Raw genomic sequence first — 16,178 nt, 5'->3', positions numbered from 1 at the left:
TTATTCCTTCCCGATAATTGACAGCGCCGCTCTCAATCCGTCGGCCGCCGAACTGATTATCCCTCCGGCATACCCGCTGCCTTCTCCGCAGATATAGAGGTTTTCAAATCCCTCAGCCAGTCCGTCCCGGTCGCGGAGGACCTGCAGGGCAGCCGAGGTCTTGCTCTCCAGACCCATGATAATTCCCTTTTCGAAGCCTTTCAGTTTGCGGGAGAAATCGGTCAGTCCCCGTTTCATCGCTTCGCTAACGGTTCCGGGAAGCATGGCGGCCAGGTTCGTTTCCCGTAGGCCCAGAGGATAACTGGTCGCCCCGATAGCGCTACCGCCTTTACCTGCAAGGAAGTCGGCAATTGTGGAAGCGGGAGCGCGATAATCTCCTTGGAAAAAGGATTTTTCCAGCTGTTCGAGCCATTCGAGAGATTCCAGAGGGTCGGTTTCTCTCCCGAGATGTTTCTCCAGATTGATGCCCGCAACAATGGCGGCGTTGGCAAAGGGGGAATTCCTTTCGTAAAGACTCATTCCGTTAACGATATTCACATCCCCGTAGGGAGCCGCCGGTACGATCTTTCCGCCGGGGCACATGCAGAAACTATACACAGGAATTCCCTCTCGCGGTGAATCGGTCAACCGGTATTCCGCGGCTTTAACCCCTTTCAAAGAAGTGCAGCCCCACTGTGCTTCATTTATAAGGGCCTGGGGGTGTTCGACCCTTGATCCTATGGCAAAGTTTTTGTTCCTGTAACCGATTCCCTTCCTTATAAGAAAACGGTAAGTTTCATAGGACGAGTGCCCGGTTGCGAAGAGTAAATAGTCGGCATCTATCGGTCCTGCCGTTGTCTCAACTGCCGTAACTTTTTTCCCGGAAAGGGTCATATCATCGGCTCTGCATTCAAAGAGAATCCTGCCGCCTGCCGATTCAAACATCTTCCGGAGATTGGCCGTAATCCTGAGAAGATTATCGCTTCCCAGATGGGGGTGAGTCATGTAAGCGATCTCTCCGGGAGCGCCCGCTTCTATGTATGTCTGTAAAATAAAGTTCTTTTCTGAAGATATTTTTTTTGTCCGGCTGGTCAGCTTCCCGTCGGAAAACGTTCCGGCTCCTCCCTCACCGAAGGCATAGTTGCTTTCGCTGATGAAATGGCCTGATTTTTCAAAGGAATCTATATCCCTTTTCCGGGCGGCTACATCTTTTCCCCTTTCTATAAGCGAAACTTTAAAACCGGCTTTCTGAAGGGCATAGGCGGCAAAGAACCCGGCCGGGCCGGCGCCTATAACGGCAATCCTTTTATCTCTTTCCCTGAAGGGAATTACCAGCGCCGGGAGAAGCGGCTCTTCTCCCCCTTTCAGTTCCGGTGAGGATACAGCTGCTTTCACAACCCAGTGTATGTTTTCCTTCTTTCGCGCGTCGAGGCTTTTCTTTTCTATTCTATAGGTAAAGCCCCGGATTTTCAGAGAGCGCGATATAGCTTTCTCCAGCGCTTCCTCTGAAAAATCTGTCGGCATTTTCAGCGATATTTCTCGAAATCCCATAGATCAGAGACTACTGTATATAATGAGGGTATACAAGTTTTACGCGAAGAAACGGGTAAAATTAACTTGACAACATTAAAATCCTTGTTTAACAATTCATTTTTAAATGGGGAAAATCTATCCTCAATCAATTTCTGGAGATGCATGTGGCAGAAACTGCTTCCAAAACAACAAAAAAAACTAAGAAAGTTAAAAAGCTTCTTATCGTGGAAAGTCCGGCGAAAGCAAAAACCATAAAGAAAATTCTCGGAAGGGATTTTTCAGTAAAAGCTTCGGTAGGTCATATCAGGGATCTGAAAAGCGGACGCGGAAAGAAAGCTTTCGGAATAGATATCGAGAATAATTACCACCCGGAATATACAATTATCAAAGGTAAGGAAAAGACCGTAAAGGAGCTGCAGAAAGCTGCCTCGGAAGCGGATGAAATCTATCTGGCTCCCGACCCCGACCGGGAAGGGGAAGCCATTGCCTGGCATCTGAAAGAAATTATCGGCGAAACGGAGAAACCGGTCAAAAGGGTTACTTATACCGCAGTAACCAAAAAAGCCGTTCAGGACGCTATCGAACACCCCGGCGATATCAATATGGATCGCGTTCACGCCCAGCAGGGACGAAGGGTTCTCGACAGGCTAGTGGGATTCAGCCTCTCTCCTTTCCTCTGGAAAAAAGTCGCCAAGAATCTCAGCGCGGGACGGGTTCAGTCCGTTGCTGTGAGAATGGTTGTGGAAAGAGAGCGTGAGATCGCCGCATTTGTCCCCGAGGAATTCTGGAGGATCAGCGCGACCGTTCACCCCGAAGGTAAAAAGTCCGATACGTTTGAAGCCGCCCTGAAAAAATGGGACGGAAAGAAATTCGCCCTCGGTTCAGCTTTTGCACAGAGCGAGAAACCGGTAAAGGAAATCGCCGATATTCTCAGAAAAGCCGATTACTCTGTCGACTCTGTAGATAAAAAGCGGACCAAAGGTAAAGCCGGTGCTCCTTTTATCACTTCGACCATGCAGCAGGCAGCCAGCACGAAGCTCGGATTCGGTACGACAAAGACCATGTCCGTAGCCCAGAAGCTCTATGAAGGGATCGAGCTCGAAAGCGGCCTGACCGGTCTTATAACCTATATGAGAACAGACTCTACCAATATCGCTCCCGAGGCGATTGAGGAAGTGAGAAACTATATAAGCGATACCTACGGAGAGAAGTACCTTCCGGCGAAAGCCAATGTCTACTCTTCGAAGAAAAATGCCCAGGAAGCCCATGAGGCGATCAGGCCTTCTTCCGTTGCCAACAGGCCGGAGGATGTGAAGCCCTATCTCGATAAAGACCAGTTCCGGCTCTACGAACTGATCTGGCAGCGTTTTGTCGCTTCGCAGATGAATCCCGCTGAATACGATATTACAACCATTACCATTTCCGCCGATAAAGGAATCTTCGAGGCCAAAGGCCGCGTGGAAATATTCGACGGATACACAGTGCTGGTCGGGGAAAACAAGGCGGATCAGAAGGGTAAAGAGGAAGATAAATATCAGAAGCTTCCCGCGCTGGAAGCCGGTGCCGCTCTCGTTCTGGAAAACCTTCAGGAGACGCAGCAGTTTACCAAGCCGCCGGCCCGGTATTCCGAAGCCAGCCTGGTCAAGGCTATGGAAAAAGAGGGGATCGGACGTCCTTCAACCTATGCGCCGATCATCAAGACGATCAGGGAAAGAGGATATGTCCGGATTGAGAAGAGAGCTTTTCACGCGACTGAGCTCGGTATGGCTGTCAATGACATTCTTCTCAATAACTTCACCAATATTATGGATTTGAAGTTTACGGCCGGAATGGAAGAGGATCTCGATAAGGTTGAACAGGGCGATAAGGACTGGGTCAAAGTCATTGATGAGTTCTACAAACCTTTTGTCGACCGGCTCGATGAAGCCATGGAAAAAGCCGAACCGCTTAAAGGGCGGGATTATGAAGGCGAGGAGACCTGTCCGGTCTGCGGAGGCTCTCTCGTCATTCGCTACTCCAAATCGGGAGCTTTTCTCGGCTGTAAGAATTATCCTGAATGTAAGGGGCTTCTGCCCATGCCCGGCGGCGAAGTCGATGAAGATGAAGACGGTTCTGTCGAAGCTGTGGACGTCGACTGCCCCGAATGCGGCAAACCGATGATTCTGAAAACATCGCGCTATGGTAAAAAGTTCTATGCCTGTACAGGTTATCCAGAGTGTAAGACAACTCTTTCCGCCGATAAAGAGGGAAAGCCTGTTGAAATGCCGAAAATCGAGCGCACCTGTAGCAAGTGCGGAAAGCCCATGGCGGTAAAAGCCGGACGGACCGGTTTTTTTCTCGCCTGTACCGGCTACCCCGATTGCAAACACACCATGCCTATCGACAAGGACGGTAACGTCGTCGAAGTTCCCGATGTCAGCGGCGAAATCTGCGAAAAATGCGGTTCCGAAATGGTCGTTAAAATGGGACGCCGTGGACCCTTTCTGGCCTGCAGTGCTTTTCCCAAGTGCCGCAATGCCAAGCCTCTTCCCGGAGAGGAGAAGAAGGAATCATAGCTCTGCAATATTAAAATTTGTTAATATTTGATTTTCAAGGGAATAATTACAGTCTCCATGTAATTATTCCCTTTACTTTATAGGGGTTTATTTCTACTTTAAAAAAGACAATATCGGTTTTGCCGCTGTGATTAGGCCCTTTTCTACCGGGGTTTATGGGGTGGTCTTTTTCTGATATGTTTACAATAACTGAGGAATTTATGGATAATTTTGAGAAAAATGATAACAAGAACGATAGTTCCCGGAAAGAACCGGATAACTGGTGGGATAAAGCCAGGAAAGAACTGAGTTCGGAAAATCTCGATAAAAAAATGAAAAAGATGAAGCAGGGGAAATACCGCTTTTCTCTCTGGTATTTCCTTCTCGTTATAGCCGTTCTGGCTATTTTAAATATGTTTCTTGTGAGATCGCCTGAAACGTCTATCGATTACAGCACTTTTAAAGAGAAAATCGAAGCGGGCGAGATTGTACGCGTAAAGCTGACACCGTCGCTCTATACCGGCTACACCAAAACCAGCAGTGAATATGAGACCGATCTGGTCAACTCCATTACCGGATCTCTTTCCCGGAGTAACGATAACCTTTCGGGAAATGTTTATAGTACGGTCCCGTTGAATGATCCCTCATTTGTTCCGCTCCTCGATGAACTGGGCGTGGAGTATTTTGCCGAGCACGAGCAGCGCAATTACTTTGTGGAGATATTGCTCAGCTGGATTGTCCCTCTTCTTCTGCTTCTTGTCGTCTGGCGGTTCATCTTCCGGCGAATGGGAAATATGGGCGGAAACAATGTAATGAGTTTCGGTCAGAACAACGCCAAAATCGTCGCCGAGGAAGATCTTCATACCCGTTTTGATGATGTGGCGGGGTGTGAAGAATCAAAAGATGAACTGGTTGAAGTTGTCGACTTTCTGAAGAATCCGAAAAAATATACGGAGATCGGAGGGAAAATTCCCAAAGGCGTTCTCCTGGTCGGCCCTCCCGGGACCGGTAAGACCCTTCTGGCCAGAGCCGTATCAGGTGAAGCCGGTGTAACTTTCTTTAAAATGTCCGGTGCCGATTTCGTGGAAATGTTTGTCGGTGTCGGTGCCGCCCGTGTCAGAGACCTGTTCAAACAGGCAAGGGAAAAAGCGCCCTGTATCATTTTCATCGATGAGCTGGACGCTATCGGTAAAAGCCGTGCCGGACTTGCCTCCACCAATGACGAGCGTGAACAGACCCTTAATCAGCTGCTTGTGGAGATGGACGGATTTGACGCCACTTCCGGCGTTATCATACTGGCTGCGACAAACAGGCCCGAAGTTCTCGACCCCGCTCTGCTCAGACCGGGCCGTTTTGACCGGCAGGTTCTTGTCGACCGGCCCGACCTTCTGGGACGCGAAGCGATACTTAAGATCCACTCCAAAGGCGTTAAATTGTCTGATGAGGTCGATTTCAAGGAAATCGCCAAATCGACGCCGGGATTTGTCGGAGCCGATCTGGCCAATATCATTAACGAAGCGGCCCTTCTCGCCGTCCGGGCTGATCGCAATGCGGTGACCATGAAGGATCTCGACGAGGCAATCGAAAAGACCATTGCCGGACTTGAAAAGAAGAACCGTCTGATCAACCCGCGGGAGCGTGAAATCGTGGCCTATCATGAGACGGGGCACGCTATCATCGCCGCTTTTACGCCCGACGCTGATCCTGTTCAGAAGGTTTCCATAGTTCCCCGTGGAATGGGTGCTCTGGGATACACGCTGCAGCAGCCCACAGAAGATCGGTTCCTGATGACTCAGGAAGAGCTTCTTGGAAGGATCGATACCCTCCTTGGAGGACGGGCCGCGGAGATGCTTATTTTCGGCAAACTGTCGACAGGCGCCGGGAACGATATTTCCAAAGCGACCGACATTGCCAAGAACCTGATTACCGAATACGGTATGAGTGAAAAATTCAGAAACGTCGCCCTGACGGAAAGAAAGAACTCTTATCTCGGTGGAGGCGGCGGCATCAGAGAATATTCTGAAAAGACACAGCAGTATGTCGATGAGGAAATTGCCAGAATCATCAATGAGCGGTACGACATAGTCATTGCCAAGCTGACTGAGCACCTCGATCTGCTCAGGAGCATTACGGCTCATCTCATGGATGTGGAAGTCCTGACTTCGGAAGAGTTCATGGATCTTATCGAGAAAGATGAAAAAGCCGCGGCTGCTTACGCTGAGCGGAAGGCTTCCGATATGACACCCTCCGAACTGGCTGTCATCACCGGTGAGAAGCGGAATGAGGCGATTAAAGCCCGCGCTGAAGCCAAAGCCCTGGCTAAAGAGAATGAACCTCCCAAGGTGGAGGAGGATCATAAAACGGAAAATCCCTTTGCCAATCCGGTTGATCTCAAGCTGGAAGTGAAAGAAAGCGATGAGGGAAAAGAGTAGGGTTTACTGCCCTAATAAGAAAAACCCACCAGTCAACTGACGGTGGGTTTTTTTATTTCACCATAAAGATCAGTAGATCGACATGATTTTTTCAATCAGGTGCTTGGTCGTGCTGTCTTCTTTAAAGCGGATGCCGATCCGCTGTCCGTTCACATTGGCTACTGTCGTGTTGAATATTTCCGAGCTGGAGTTGTTTCCGAATCGAAGGAGAATTTCATCACCTTCGAGGAAGAACTGGTTCAGCTTCAGAGCCGCTCCGCCAGTGCTGATATCGTATATTTTACAGGGATGCCACCCTGTTCCGGAATTATAGAAACCGTCCATATCCACGGGTTTGCGAATGCTTTCTCTTTTACTGTTCTGTATGCTGACGCGGCTCAGTTCCGAATCTTTAGAGATCTTCAAACCAACTCACTCCCTGTCTGCTATCTATAAATATAATACCAGTTTCCTATGATCGCAAAAAACTCGGGATTTGAAAAGGGAAAAAAAAGCCGGATCCAAAGAAGGACCCGGCCTCGAAGCTGAATTATATGTTTCAGTTGTCCGATCTGTAAAAATTGTTGAAGTACTGCATATCCGTGGAAAGAGTTTTGCTCATACCGGGAAGAGTCTTTCTGTACGATTCCATAGCCTTCCAGAATTCATAGAATTCTGGATCCTGTCCATAGGAATCGTTATAGATCCTTGCCGCGAGAGCATCAGCTTCACCTTTGATTCCTTCCGCCTCAGCATAAGCCTGGGAAAGGATGACCTCTTTTTCATTGTCCAGCTGACCCATGAGATCCAGCTTCTTTCCCTCTCCGTAGGAGCGGTAGAACTGGGCGATCTGGTTTCTGTCCTTGATCATTCTGTCGTAAACCGACTGAGTCATTTCATCTGAATAGCGGATCTGCCGGATGACGACGTCTATCAGTTCGATTCCGAGGTTGTTCGTATCCTTTGCCGCGTTGGAAAGCATCTGCTGCGAGAGCTGACGGCGTCCCATATTGATCTTCTCAAAGTCCGTATTGCTTTCGGGCAGTTCCAGCAGGACATCGGTCAGAACTTCGCCGGAAGCTTCCTGTACGGCTTTGTCTTCAGCTGTTTTCGCCTGGGACTTGGCCTGGAGCTCGATGATGATATCAGAATTCCTTACCGCTTCGGAAAGGGAGTTCCGGGCTATGATCGTTCTCACAGCGGAGTCGATAACATCGTCGAGCTTGGAATAAGCCTGGCTCATGTTATTGATCGATTTATAAAACTCTGTCGCATCGGAGATTTTCCATCTTGCGGTGGTATCCACCCAGATGTACTGGTTTTCCGCTGTCTGAATTTTCTGCGGAGCGCCGTCCCAGGAAAGAATCTTCTTGGAGTATCTTGTCCGGCTTTCGATAAGCGGCCATTTGATTTTCAGTCCCGCTTCGGTAACGACTCTGTCGATCCGCCCCAGCCGGGTTATGACAGCCTGCTCCCCTTCGTTTACAATGTAAAGCGGTCCGGCTGCGAAGAAAATGACGACTAAAATCAGCAGGGGGATGAGTGTTTTAAGCATCTTATTCATTGGTTCCTCCTGTCTGTGTCGGCTGAAGATTTTTCAGCGGTAGGAAATTGTCCAGGTTTTTATCAATAAGTTCGACTTTGCTTCCGGAAGTCAGAACTTCCTCCATCATTTCGTAATAGATGCGGTTTCTTGTTACGGAAGGGTTCTTTCTGTACTCTTCCAGTACCGAATTGAAACGGGCGACGTTTCCGTTCGCTCTGTTAACGCGTCCCGAAGCGTAACCTTTAGCCTGCTGGATGATCTGATCGGCCTGACCGGAAGCTTTGGGAATCTCGGCATTGTATGCCTGTTTTCCTTCACTGATCAGCCTTTCCATATCCTGAATGGCTTTGTTGACGTCTTCAAAGGCATCCTGTACAGGCCCTTCGGGAGGCAGGGTGTTTTGAAGTTTGACCGTAACGATGTTGATGCCCAGGTCGTATTCGTCGAGGATGGTATTCATCATTTCCTGGCTTTTGATTTCGATACTGGTTCTTTCGTCACCGATAACATCGAGGATGGCTCTGTCGCCGACCAGTTCGTTCATAACCGACTGGGAGATGTCCCTGATGGTCTTGTCCTTTTCCTGGACCTTGAAGAGCCATAGCGCAGGATCTGTGATTCTGTACTGAATGATCCATGTGACAGTGACGATATTCAGGTCACCGGTCAGCATCAACGATTCATCTTCGTAATCGTCTCTGGAGTAAATTGTCGTGATGCCCGGCTGGGCGGTGCGGAAACCGAACTGCATTGTCTGTACGACTTTGGTCGGAACTTTGTAGACGCGGTCGATTCCCAGCGGGATTTTCCAGTTTAATCCCGGCTCGGTGATTTTCTGCAGACGGCCCAATCGGAGCACGACAGCCTGCTCTGTCTCATCGACGATATAGAAACTGGTCAAGAGGAACATTCCCACAATAACCAATGCAATGATACCGAGTATCGAGGATGGCTTGGGAGGCTTTTTAAAGGGGCTTCTGCCCGGGGTCACATTCTGTTCTGACATGTACCCTCCTTTATAACGTTGTTATAAAAGTAAACATTGTATGAGTACTCAGTCAAGGATAACCCGACTTCTGAGAAGATTATGAATTGATTGTTTAGATATCCCTTCTATTGACATAAGAACAGGGGCAAAATATCATGTGAAGCTATGAAAAAGAGATTAGTCACTTCAGCACTGCCCTATGTTAATAATATTCCCCACCTCGGCAACCTGATTCAGGTCCTTTCAGCCGATGTGTTTGCCCGATACTGCCGTCAGTACGGATATGAAACCATGTATGTCTGCGGTACCGATGAATACGGTACGGCGACGGAAACGAAAGCTCTGTCCGAAGGGGTTTCCCCCCGGGAGCTCTGCGATAAATTCCATGTTATCCACCGCGATATCTATAAGTGGTTCAACATCGATTTCGATCACTTCGGAAGAACATCTACGGATAAGCAGACAGAGATTGTTCAGGGTTTATTCAAGGCCATAGACGATGCCGGCTACATCCGCGAACAGACTCTGGAACAGCTATTCTGCAACAGCTGCGACCGATTCCTGGCGGACCGTTACGTTCACGGAACATGCCCCCACTGCGGTTCGGAAAACGCCCGCGGCGACCAGTGCGAGGATTGCGGAAAACTCCTCGAACCGGTGGAGCTGGAAAATCCCAAATGCGGTGTCTGTGGAAGCAAGCCGGAGGTCAGGAGCACAAAGCATCTTTTTATCGATCTTCCCGCTATCCTGCCCAAGCTTGAGAGCTGGATGGACGAAGCGTCGGAACAGGGATTCTGGGCGAGAAACGCCGTTCAGATGACTAAGAGCTGGATCCGCGACGGCCTGAAAGAGAGATGTATCACCAGAGACCTGAAATGGGGAATCCCCGTGCCGAAAGAGGGATTCGAAGACAAGGTTTTCTATGTCTGGTTTGACGCGCCCATAGGCTACATCTCCATAACCGCCAATCTGACAGATCAATGGAAGGACTGGTGGCAGAACCCCGAAGAGGTGGAACTGTTCCAGTTTATCGGTAAGGACAACATCCCCTTCCATACGGTAATATTCCCGTCGACTCTTCTGGGATCGGGAGAGCCCTGGACAATGCTTCATCACATGTCAAGTTCCGAATACCTGAATTATGAAAACGCCAAATTCTCCAAGAGCAAGGGAGTCGGCGTTTTCGGAAACGACTGTCAGGAAACGGGCATCCCCGCCGACGTCTGGCGCTTTTACATCTTCTACAACAGACCGGAGAAGTCCGATACCCAGTTCCTCTGGAAGGATTTTGAAGAGAAGGTCAATTCCGAACTGATCGGCAACCTGGCCAATCTGGTCAACAGAACGCTCACATTCGCCAACCGGTTCTTCGACGGGCAGGTTCCCGAAGCGGAAGTGGATGCCGATTTCTGGAAAGAAGTCAAAGAGAAAGAGGAGCTTATCTCAGCGAAACTGGACCGGGCGGAACTGCGCGATGCCTTCAGAGAGATCTTTATGCTCTCATCCATGGGCAACAGAGCCTTCCAGGCCGGCGAGCCCTGGAGAACCAGAACGGAGGATCCCGCTGCGGCAGCGTCTCTCCTGAAAAGCCTCATATATCTGGTCCGGGACCTTGCGATCCTGACCCATCCCTATATACCCGAAACATCGGAAAAGATCGTTTCGTTCCTGGAAGGAGCCGATCTCTCGTGGAGCAGTCTGGCAAAGATCGAAGGAATTACGGGAATCAACAAACCGGAAATCCTCTTCACCAAACTGGAAGAGAAGAGAATCGATGAATTGCGCGAGCGCTTTGCCGGTACCCAGGACGAAAGAGCGGCTGCCGCTGACGAAAGTGTGGAAGCCCAGTTCAATAAAGAGATACAGCTTGTCGTCGGAAAAATCGTCGAGATCGAAAGACATCCCGAAGCGGAAAAACTCTATGTCGAGAAGATCGACTGCGGCGAAGACGAACCGAGAACCATCGTTTCCGGTCTGGTTCCCCATTACAAAGAGGAAGAGCTCCTCGGAAAGAATCTCGTTGTCGTGGCTAATCTCAAACCCACGAAGCTTCGGGGTATCAAGAGCATGGGTATGATTCTCGCCGCCGAGGACAAAGATGAGAATGTGGAAGTTATTTTCATCGAAGATGCCGCGCCGGGAACCCCCGTCGTTCTGGCTGATGACAAAAGAGAAAAGCGCGAATACACAAAACTGAAAGCGAGCCGGTTCTTCGAAATCCCTCTGAGAACAGAAGATTTCATAGTCAAAACAGGCGGGACAGCTCTGACTGTTAACGGTCAGGAACTGAAAACCGCCAAAGTCAAAAACGGCGAAGTAGGCTGACCCCTTTGAGCGACCTTAAACTCGAAGAGGTATCGCCGGTCTACCTGAACGGCCATTCCAATTTCCTTCAGTCGGGCTACTGGGCCGGGCTGAGGGAAAAAACGGGATGGAAGTCCGTTCCGCTTAAACTGACATGGAAAGGGGAGTCCTATCCCCTTCTCGTGCTGGTCAGAACCTTTAAAGGGACTCTGTCTCTCGCTTATGTCCCCCATGGTCCCTCCGTGGAGGTCGATCCGGAGGAGAGGGAATATTTTATTCACAAACTCTCCCGCGATCTCCTGGAGTTCGTTCCCCTGGGGACATTTTTTGTACGCTATGACTTCTTATGGGGAGAGACCGGTGAGGACTCATTGCCCGAACCCCTGAATTTCAAAGGTATCTCCAAAGCCCCGATGGATATCCAGCCCCCTGATACAGTCATCATCAATCTGAATCAATCGGAAAATGACTTGCTGGCAGCTATGCATAAGAAAACCCGCTATAACATCAAACTGGCCGGAAAAAAGGGCGTCGTTGTGGAAACCGGAACGGAATCCGATCTTGATGCCTGGTACGAACTCTACAGAACCACATCGGAAAGGGACCGCATTTCCATCCACAGCCGCGATTATTACGGAAAAGTATTCTCAATGGCTGACGGAACAGGTGGTAATCCCGAATCCCGTCTCTTTCTGGCCAGACACGAAGGCGATCTTCTCGCGGGTATTATTGTTCTCATCGACGGAAAACGCGCCACCTATCTCTACGGGGCGTCATCCAATGAAAAGCGGAACCTGATGCCGGCTTATGCCCTGCAGTGGGAAGCTATCAAAGCGGCGAAGGCCGCGGGCTGCGATTCCTACGATATGTTCGGCATTCCGCCCGCCGATGATCCCGAGCATCCCATGCACGGGCTGTACCGTTTCAAAAGGGGATTCGGCGGAGACATCCATCACCGCCTCGGGGCCTGGGATTACCGGTATTCTTCGATTGTTTATCCTCTTTACCGGATTGTGGAAGCCGCCAGAAAGTTCTATTACAAAACGCTCAGAAAGCGTTAATGTCTTGAATGCCTTTCCATCGGCTATTCTAAAGTTGTTCTCTGGTGGCTGACTCCGGAATAAAAGATTGAAAAAAATTATATATTTACTAAACTTAAAAGTATGAAAAAAGAAATCATTCTCTTTCTTTTCATGGTTTTTTTCTTAAAAATAAGTCTTTTTAGTCAGAATGAAACATCTATTCCTCCGGGTACAGTCATCTATATTGGAGACGACGAAGTTGATGGGAACTGGCCGCCCTTTGAGTATTTTATTCCTGTCGCTCCGGATCAGAAAATCGAACCTTCCGGATATAATATTGATATTTTGGAAATTGTAGCGAAAGAATACAATATTAATTTTGATTACATTAACTACCCCTGGACCAGAGTATTCTATGAATTGGAGAAAGGCGAGAGTATTCAGATGGTTCTCCCCGTATCTCTTAATTCTGAAAGGCTTGAAAAATTCTATTCGACTCGTGCCGTTTATCAGATAACACCGAGTTATTTTTATTTGAAAGAACAATTTCCCATGGGAATTCATATAGAAAAACCAGAAGACATTTTAGAAATAGGAATCGTAAACGGTAGGGTCGGTTATAATTATATTAATTTCGGATTGAATAATGAAGATGTCAACAGGATCGCTAAATCGGGGAGAAATCTCTTTGATCAGCTCAGGCAGAAACGATGTGCTGTCGTATTGGCCCGCTACGAAACAACTGCGGGCATGTCACTTATAGGAGAAAAGCTTCTCGATTCTGATATAGGCTATAAAACTATGCCCGGAGTTGAAAAAGAAGATTTTCATTTTTTAATAACAAAAAACTATCCATATGGAGATGAATTGAGACGTATAATTAACGAAACAGTGGAGAAATTGGATAATTCAGGCGAACTGGATAAAATTTTGACCCGTTACTTAATTATGTCTGAAGCAGAATAATGGATATAAAATGATTTTATTTCACAAGCTGGAAGCTTTGTCATACAATCATACATAATAAAAGAAAAAACACCCAGGAGGCACTATGTCAGTAAAGAAAATAAAACCGGTACCCTCGGATCTGGAAATCGCTCAGGCAGCGGAAGTTCAGCCTATTCTCGAAATTGCCGAATCGATCGGCATCGCCAAGGATGATATTATACTCTATGGCCCCTATAAGGGAAAAGTCAAGCTTGATGCGATAAAACACGCTCCGGCGGGAAAGAAAGCCAAGTACATCGATGTTACTGCCATCACTCCCACTCCGCTCGGAGAAGGAAAATCCACAACCACCGTCGGTCTGACTGAAGGATTGGGATATCTCGGTAAAAAAGCGGCATGTGCCATCAGACAGCCTTCCATGGGTCCGACATTCGGAATCAAAGGCGGAGCGGCCGGAGGCGGATACAGTCAGGTTGTTCCTATGGAAGACTTCAACCTCCACCTGACCGGCGACCTTCATGCCATAACGGCAGCCCACAACCTCACAGCTGCGGCTATAGATGCACGCATCTATCACGAAAGCCGCTGGAGCGATTCTTTTCTGGAGAAGCAGGGGCTGACCAGACTCAATATCGATCCTGATAATGTTTCGTGGAGACGGGTCGTCGATATCAATGACAGATCCCTCAGGAATATTATCATCGGTATGGGAGAAAAAGCCGACGGCGTTCTACGGGAAACGGGATTCGACATAACCGTTGCCAGTGAAATCATGGCCATTCTGGCTCTCGCTTCCGACCTGAAAGATATGCGCGAAAGAATCGGACGGATGATCGTCGCCTACAATAAAAAAGGCGAGCCTATAACAGCGGAAGATATCGGAACAGCCGGCGCAATGACCGTTCTGATGAAAGACGCCATTATGCCCAACCTGATGCAGACTCTCGAGGGACAGCCCGCCTTTGTACATGCCGGTCCCTTTGCCAATATCGCCCACGGAAACAGTTCCATTATCGCCGATAAAGTGGCTTCGGGCTACGTTGATTATCTTGTTACCGAATCGGGCTTCGGTGCCGATATCGGTATGGAGAAGTTTTTCAATATTAAATGCCGCAACTCCGGTATGATACCCGATGCGGTAGTTCTCGTGGCAACTGTTCGCGCTCTGAAAATGCACGGAGGCGGACCCAAGGTGACTCCCGGCAGGGATCTTGACCCGGTTTACAAAGAGGAAAACCTCGAACTGGTGGAAAAAGGCTGTGACAACCTGATGGCTCATATCAAAAACGCCAGGCGTTTCGGCATTCCTGTTGTCGTGGCTATCAATACATTCCCGACAGACACACCGGCCGAACAGGAAATTGTCAGGAAAAAAGCTGTTGAAGCAGGAGCCTTTGATGCCGTCATTGCCAACCACTGGGCCGACGGGGGAGAAGGGGCGGCCGACCTGGCCGAAGCTGTCATCAAAGCCTGTGAGGAGCCCTCGAATTTCAAATATCTCTACGATCTGGAAAAATCTATCAAAGATAAAATTGAAGTTCTGGCAAAAGAAATGTACGGGGCAGACGGAGTGGAATATTCCGCCGAAGCCAACAGGAAAATCAAACAGTTCACTGACCTCGGTTATGGAGATCTTCCTATTTGTATGGCGAAAACCCATCTCTCGCTCTCCCACGATCCCGTACTTAAAGGCGCTCCGAAGGGATTCACGTTCCCCATCACGGATATCCGCCTCAGTGCCGGAGCGGGATTCCTCTATCCTCTGGCCGGCGATGTCAGAACCATGCCCGGTCTGGGAACCAAACCGGCTTATATGAGTATAGATATAGATCCTGATACAGGAAAGGTTACGGGATTGTTCTAAGTTTCTGAAATACAAGACTTGTTCAGGGATTCCTCTCGGGGGATCCCTTTTTTTATATCAGTTGGTGATATCGCTAATGGCGAAAAACTTCTCAGAGCAGAAAAGGGCCGGGCTTCAGCTTATTTTAATCTCCTGTAACCTCATCATTTTCCTCGGGAACGACTTCCCAGAAACCTTCATAATACATATCGTTGAACTTCCAGTAGATGTCTGCATCCTTCATATTTTCATTGGCGGAGATATAGTCCCAGACATTCTTGTTCGCACTGTCGTAAGCCTTCAGATCGGCGCCGCTCTCGTACAGAAGTTCCACGTTTTCCGGATTATAGCCGGCTGCGGCGAGCATAATCAGAGTACGCCCGTCTCCGTCCCGTTTGATGCGGCTTACGCCTCTGTCGAACAGGTAGGCAAAAACTCCCGGATTTTCATTGAGCTCCGCCGCGAGCATGATGGCTGTCCGTCCCGTACTGTCTCTTTTCTCGGGATCGGAACCGCCCCTTATCAGCGCTTCCGTAATACCGGTGTAGCTGTTCCTGGCGGCAGCATACATAAGCGCTGTAAAACCGCTATCGCTGTTCCTCAGTGATACATCGGCCCCGTATTCTATGAGCATATCAATGATTTCGCCCTGAATGCTCCAGCTGGCAGCCGTCATAAGCACGGAGTAGCCCCTGGAATCGACCGCGTTGACATCAGCACCCTTTTGAAGAAGCATTCTCGCAATATCGGTATTCCGGTTCATGGAAACGGCAAACATCAGGGGGGTCCAGCCGTTCCCGGCTCTGAAATTAATCTCCGGTTCCTTATCGAGGAGCAGGGAGATAACTTCAATATCTTCTGTCAGGCCGGCGGCGTAGGAAAGAGCCGTGTAGCCAAGAGAATCGACTTTGTTGATATCGGCACCGGACTTCAGCTCCCTTTCCAATTGTTCAATCGTCACATTTTTCCAGAAGTCCTGATTGTAGGGCCATCGGTCCGACTGGGCATGGACATAAAACGAGAAAATTTGAAGAAGCATCATTGCCATCATAAGCAATCGTTTCATAGGC

At 48.9% G+C, this 16,178-nt stretch carries 11 protein-coding genes; 6 read left to right on the top strand and 5 right to left on the bottom strand.

The window, feature by feature from the left end; all coding sequences use genetic code 11:
- Positions 1-1,530, bottom strand: a complete 1,530-nt coding sequence (locus tag HNR50_RS16500) for an NAD(P)/FAD-dependent oxidoreductase (RefSeq protein WP_184747894.1) — start codon at positions 1,528-1,530, stop codon at positions 1-3.
- Positions 1,531-1,676: 146 nt separating this feature from the next.
- On the opposite strand from HNR50_RS16500, the gene topA reads away from it, so the two are divergent.
- Both topA and ftsH read left to right on the top strand, forming a co-directional pair.
- On the top strand, positions 1,677-4,067 hold the full coding sequence (topA, locus tag HNR50_RS16495; RefSeq protein ID WP_221439916.1) for a type I DNA topoisomerase: 2,391 nt from the start codon (positions 1,677-1,679) through the stop codon (positions 4,065-4,067).
- Between the two features lie 200 nt (positions 4,068-4,267).
- Positions 4,268-6,478 (top strand): ATP-dependent zinc metalloprotease FtsH, encoded by a 2,211-nt coding sequence (gene ftsH / locus HNR50_RS16490; RefSeq protein WP_184747892.1) that lies wholly within the window; start codon positions 4,268-4,270, stop codon positions 6,476-6,478.
- Positions 6,479-6,547: 69 nt separating this feature from the next.
- Here the strand turns inward: ftsH and HNR50_RS16485 are convergent, their stop codons facing one another.
- The 3 genes from HNR50_RS16485 to hflK form a co-directional block, all read right to left on the bottom strand.
- Positions 6,548-6,883 (bottom strand): PilZ domain-containing protein, encoded by a 336-nt coding sequence (locus HNR50_RS16485; RefSeq protein WP_184747891.1) that lies wholly within the window; start codon positions 6,881-6,883, stop codon positions 6,548-6,550.
- A 133-nt stretch (positions 6,884-7,016) separates the two neighbouring features.
- Positions 7,017-8,021 (bottom strand): protease modulator HflC, encoded by a 1,005-nt coding sequence (gene hflC, locus HNR50_RS16480; protein WP_184747890.1) that lies wholly within the window; start codon positions 8,019-8,021, stop codon positions 7,017-7,019.
- On the bottom strand, positions 8,014-9,009 hold the full coding sequence (gene hflK / locus HNR50_RS16475; protein ID WP_184747889.1) for an FtsH protease activity modulator HflK: 996 nt from the start codon (positions 9,007-9,009) through the stop codon (positions 8,014-8,016). The genes hflC and hflK overlap by 8 nt, the downstream gene beginning before the upstream one ends.
- Before the next feature lie 147 nt (positions 9,010-9,156).
- Between hflK and metG the strand changes: the two genes are divergently transcribed.
- From metG to HNR50_RS16455, 4 genes are all read left to right on the top strand, one after another.
- Positions 9,157-11,316 carry a methionine--tRNA ligase gene (gene metG, locus HNR50_RS16470; RefSeq protein WP_184747888.1) on the top strand — a complete coding sequence of 720 codons (2,160 nt, stop codon included), beginning with the start codon at positions 9,157-9,159 and terminating at the stop codon, positions 11,314-11,316.
- Between the two features lie 5 nt (positions 11,317-11,321).
- On the top strand, positions 11,322-12,356 hold the full coding sequence (locus HNR50_RS16465) for a lipid II:glycine glycyltransferase FemX (protein ID WP_184747887.1): 1,035 nt from the start codon (positions 11,322-11,324) through the stop codon (positions 12,354-12,356).
- Between the two features lie 102 nt (positions 12,357-12,458).
- Complete coding sequence (locus HNR50_RS16460) at positions 12,459-13,283, top strand: substrate-binding periplasmic protein (RefSeq protein WP_184747886.1); 825 nt, start codon at positions 12,459-12,461, stop codon at positions 13,281-13,283.
- Positions 13,284-13,368: 85 nt separating this feature from the next.
- Positions 13,369-15,129 (top strand): formate--tetrahydrofolate ligase, encoded by a 1,761-nt coding sequence (locus HNR50_RS16455; protein WP_184747885.1) that lies wholly within the window; start codon positions 13,369-13,371, stop codon positions 15,127-15,129.
- 124 nt (positions 15,130-15,253) lie between these two features.
- Here HNR50_RS16455 and HNR50_RS16450 read toward each other — a convergent pair whose 3' ends face one another.
- A complete protein-coding gene (locus HNR50_RS16450) occupies positions 15,254-16,174 on the bottom strand; it encodes an ankyrin repeat domain-containing protein (RefSeq protein ID WP_184747884.1) in 921 nt (306 codons plus the stop codon).
- Positions 16,175-16,178: the final 4 nt, after the last annotated feature.

Origin of the sequence: Spirochaeta isovalerica (genome assembly GCF_014207565.1) — a bacterium.
GTDB classification, from domain to species: Bacteria; Spirochaetota; Spirochaetia; order DSM-2461; family DSM-2461; genus Spirochaeta_F; species Spirochaeta_F isovalerica.
This window is presented reverse-complemented; position numbering and strand designations above follow the sequence as displayed.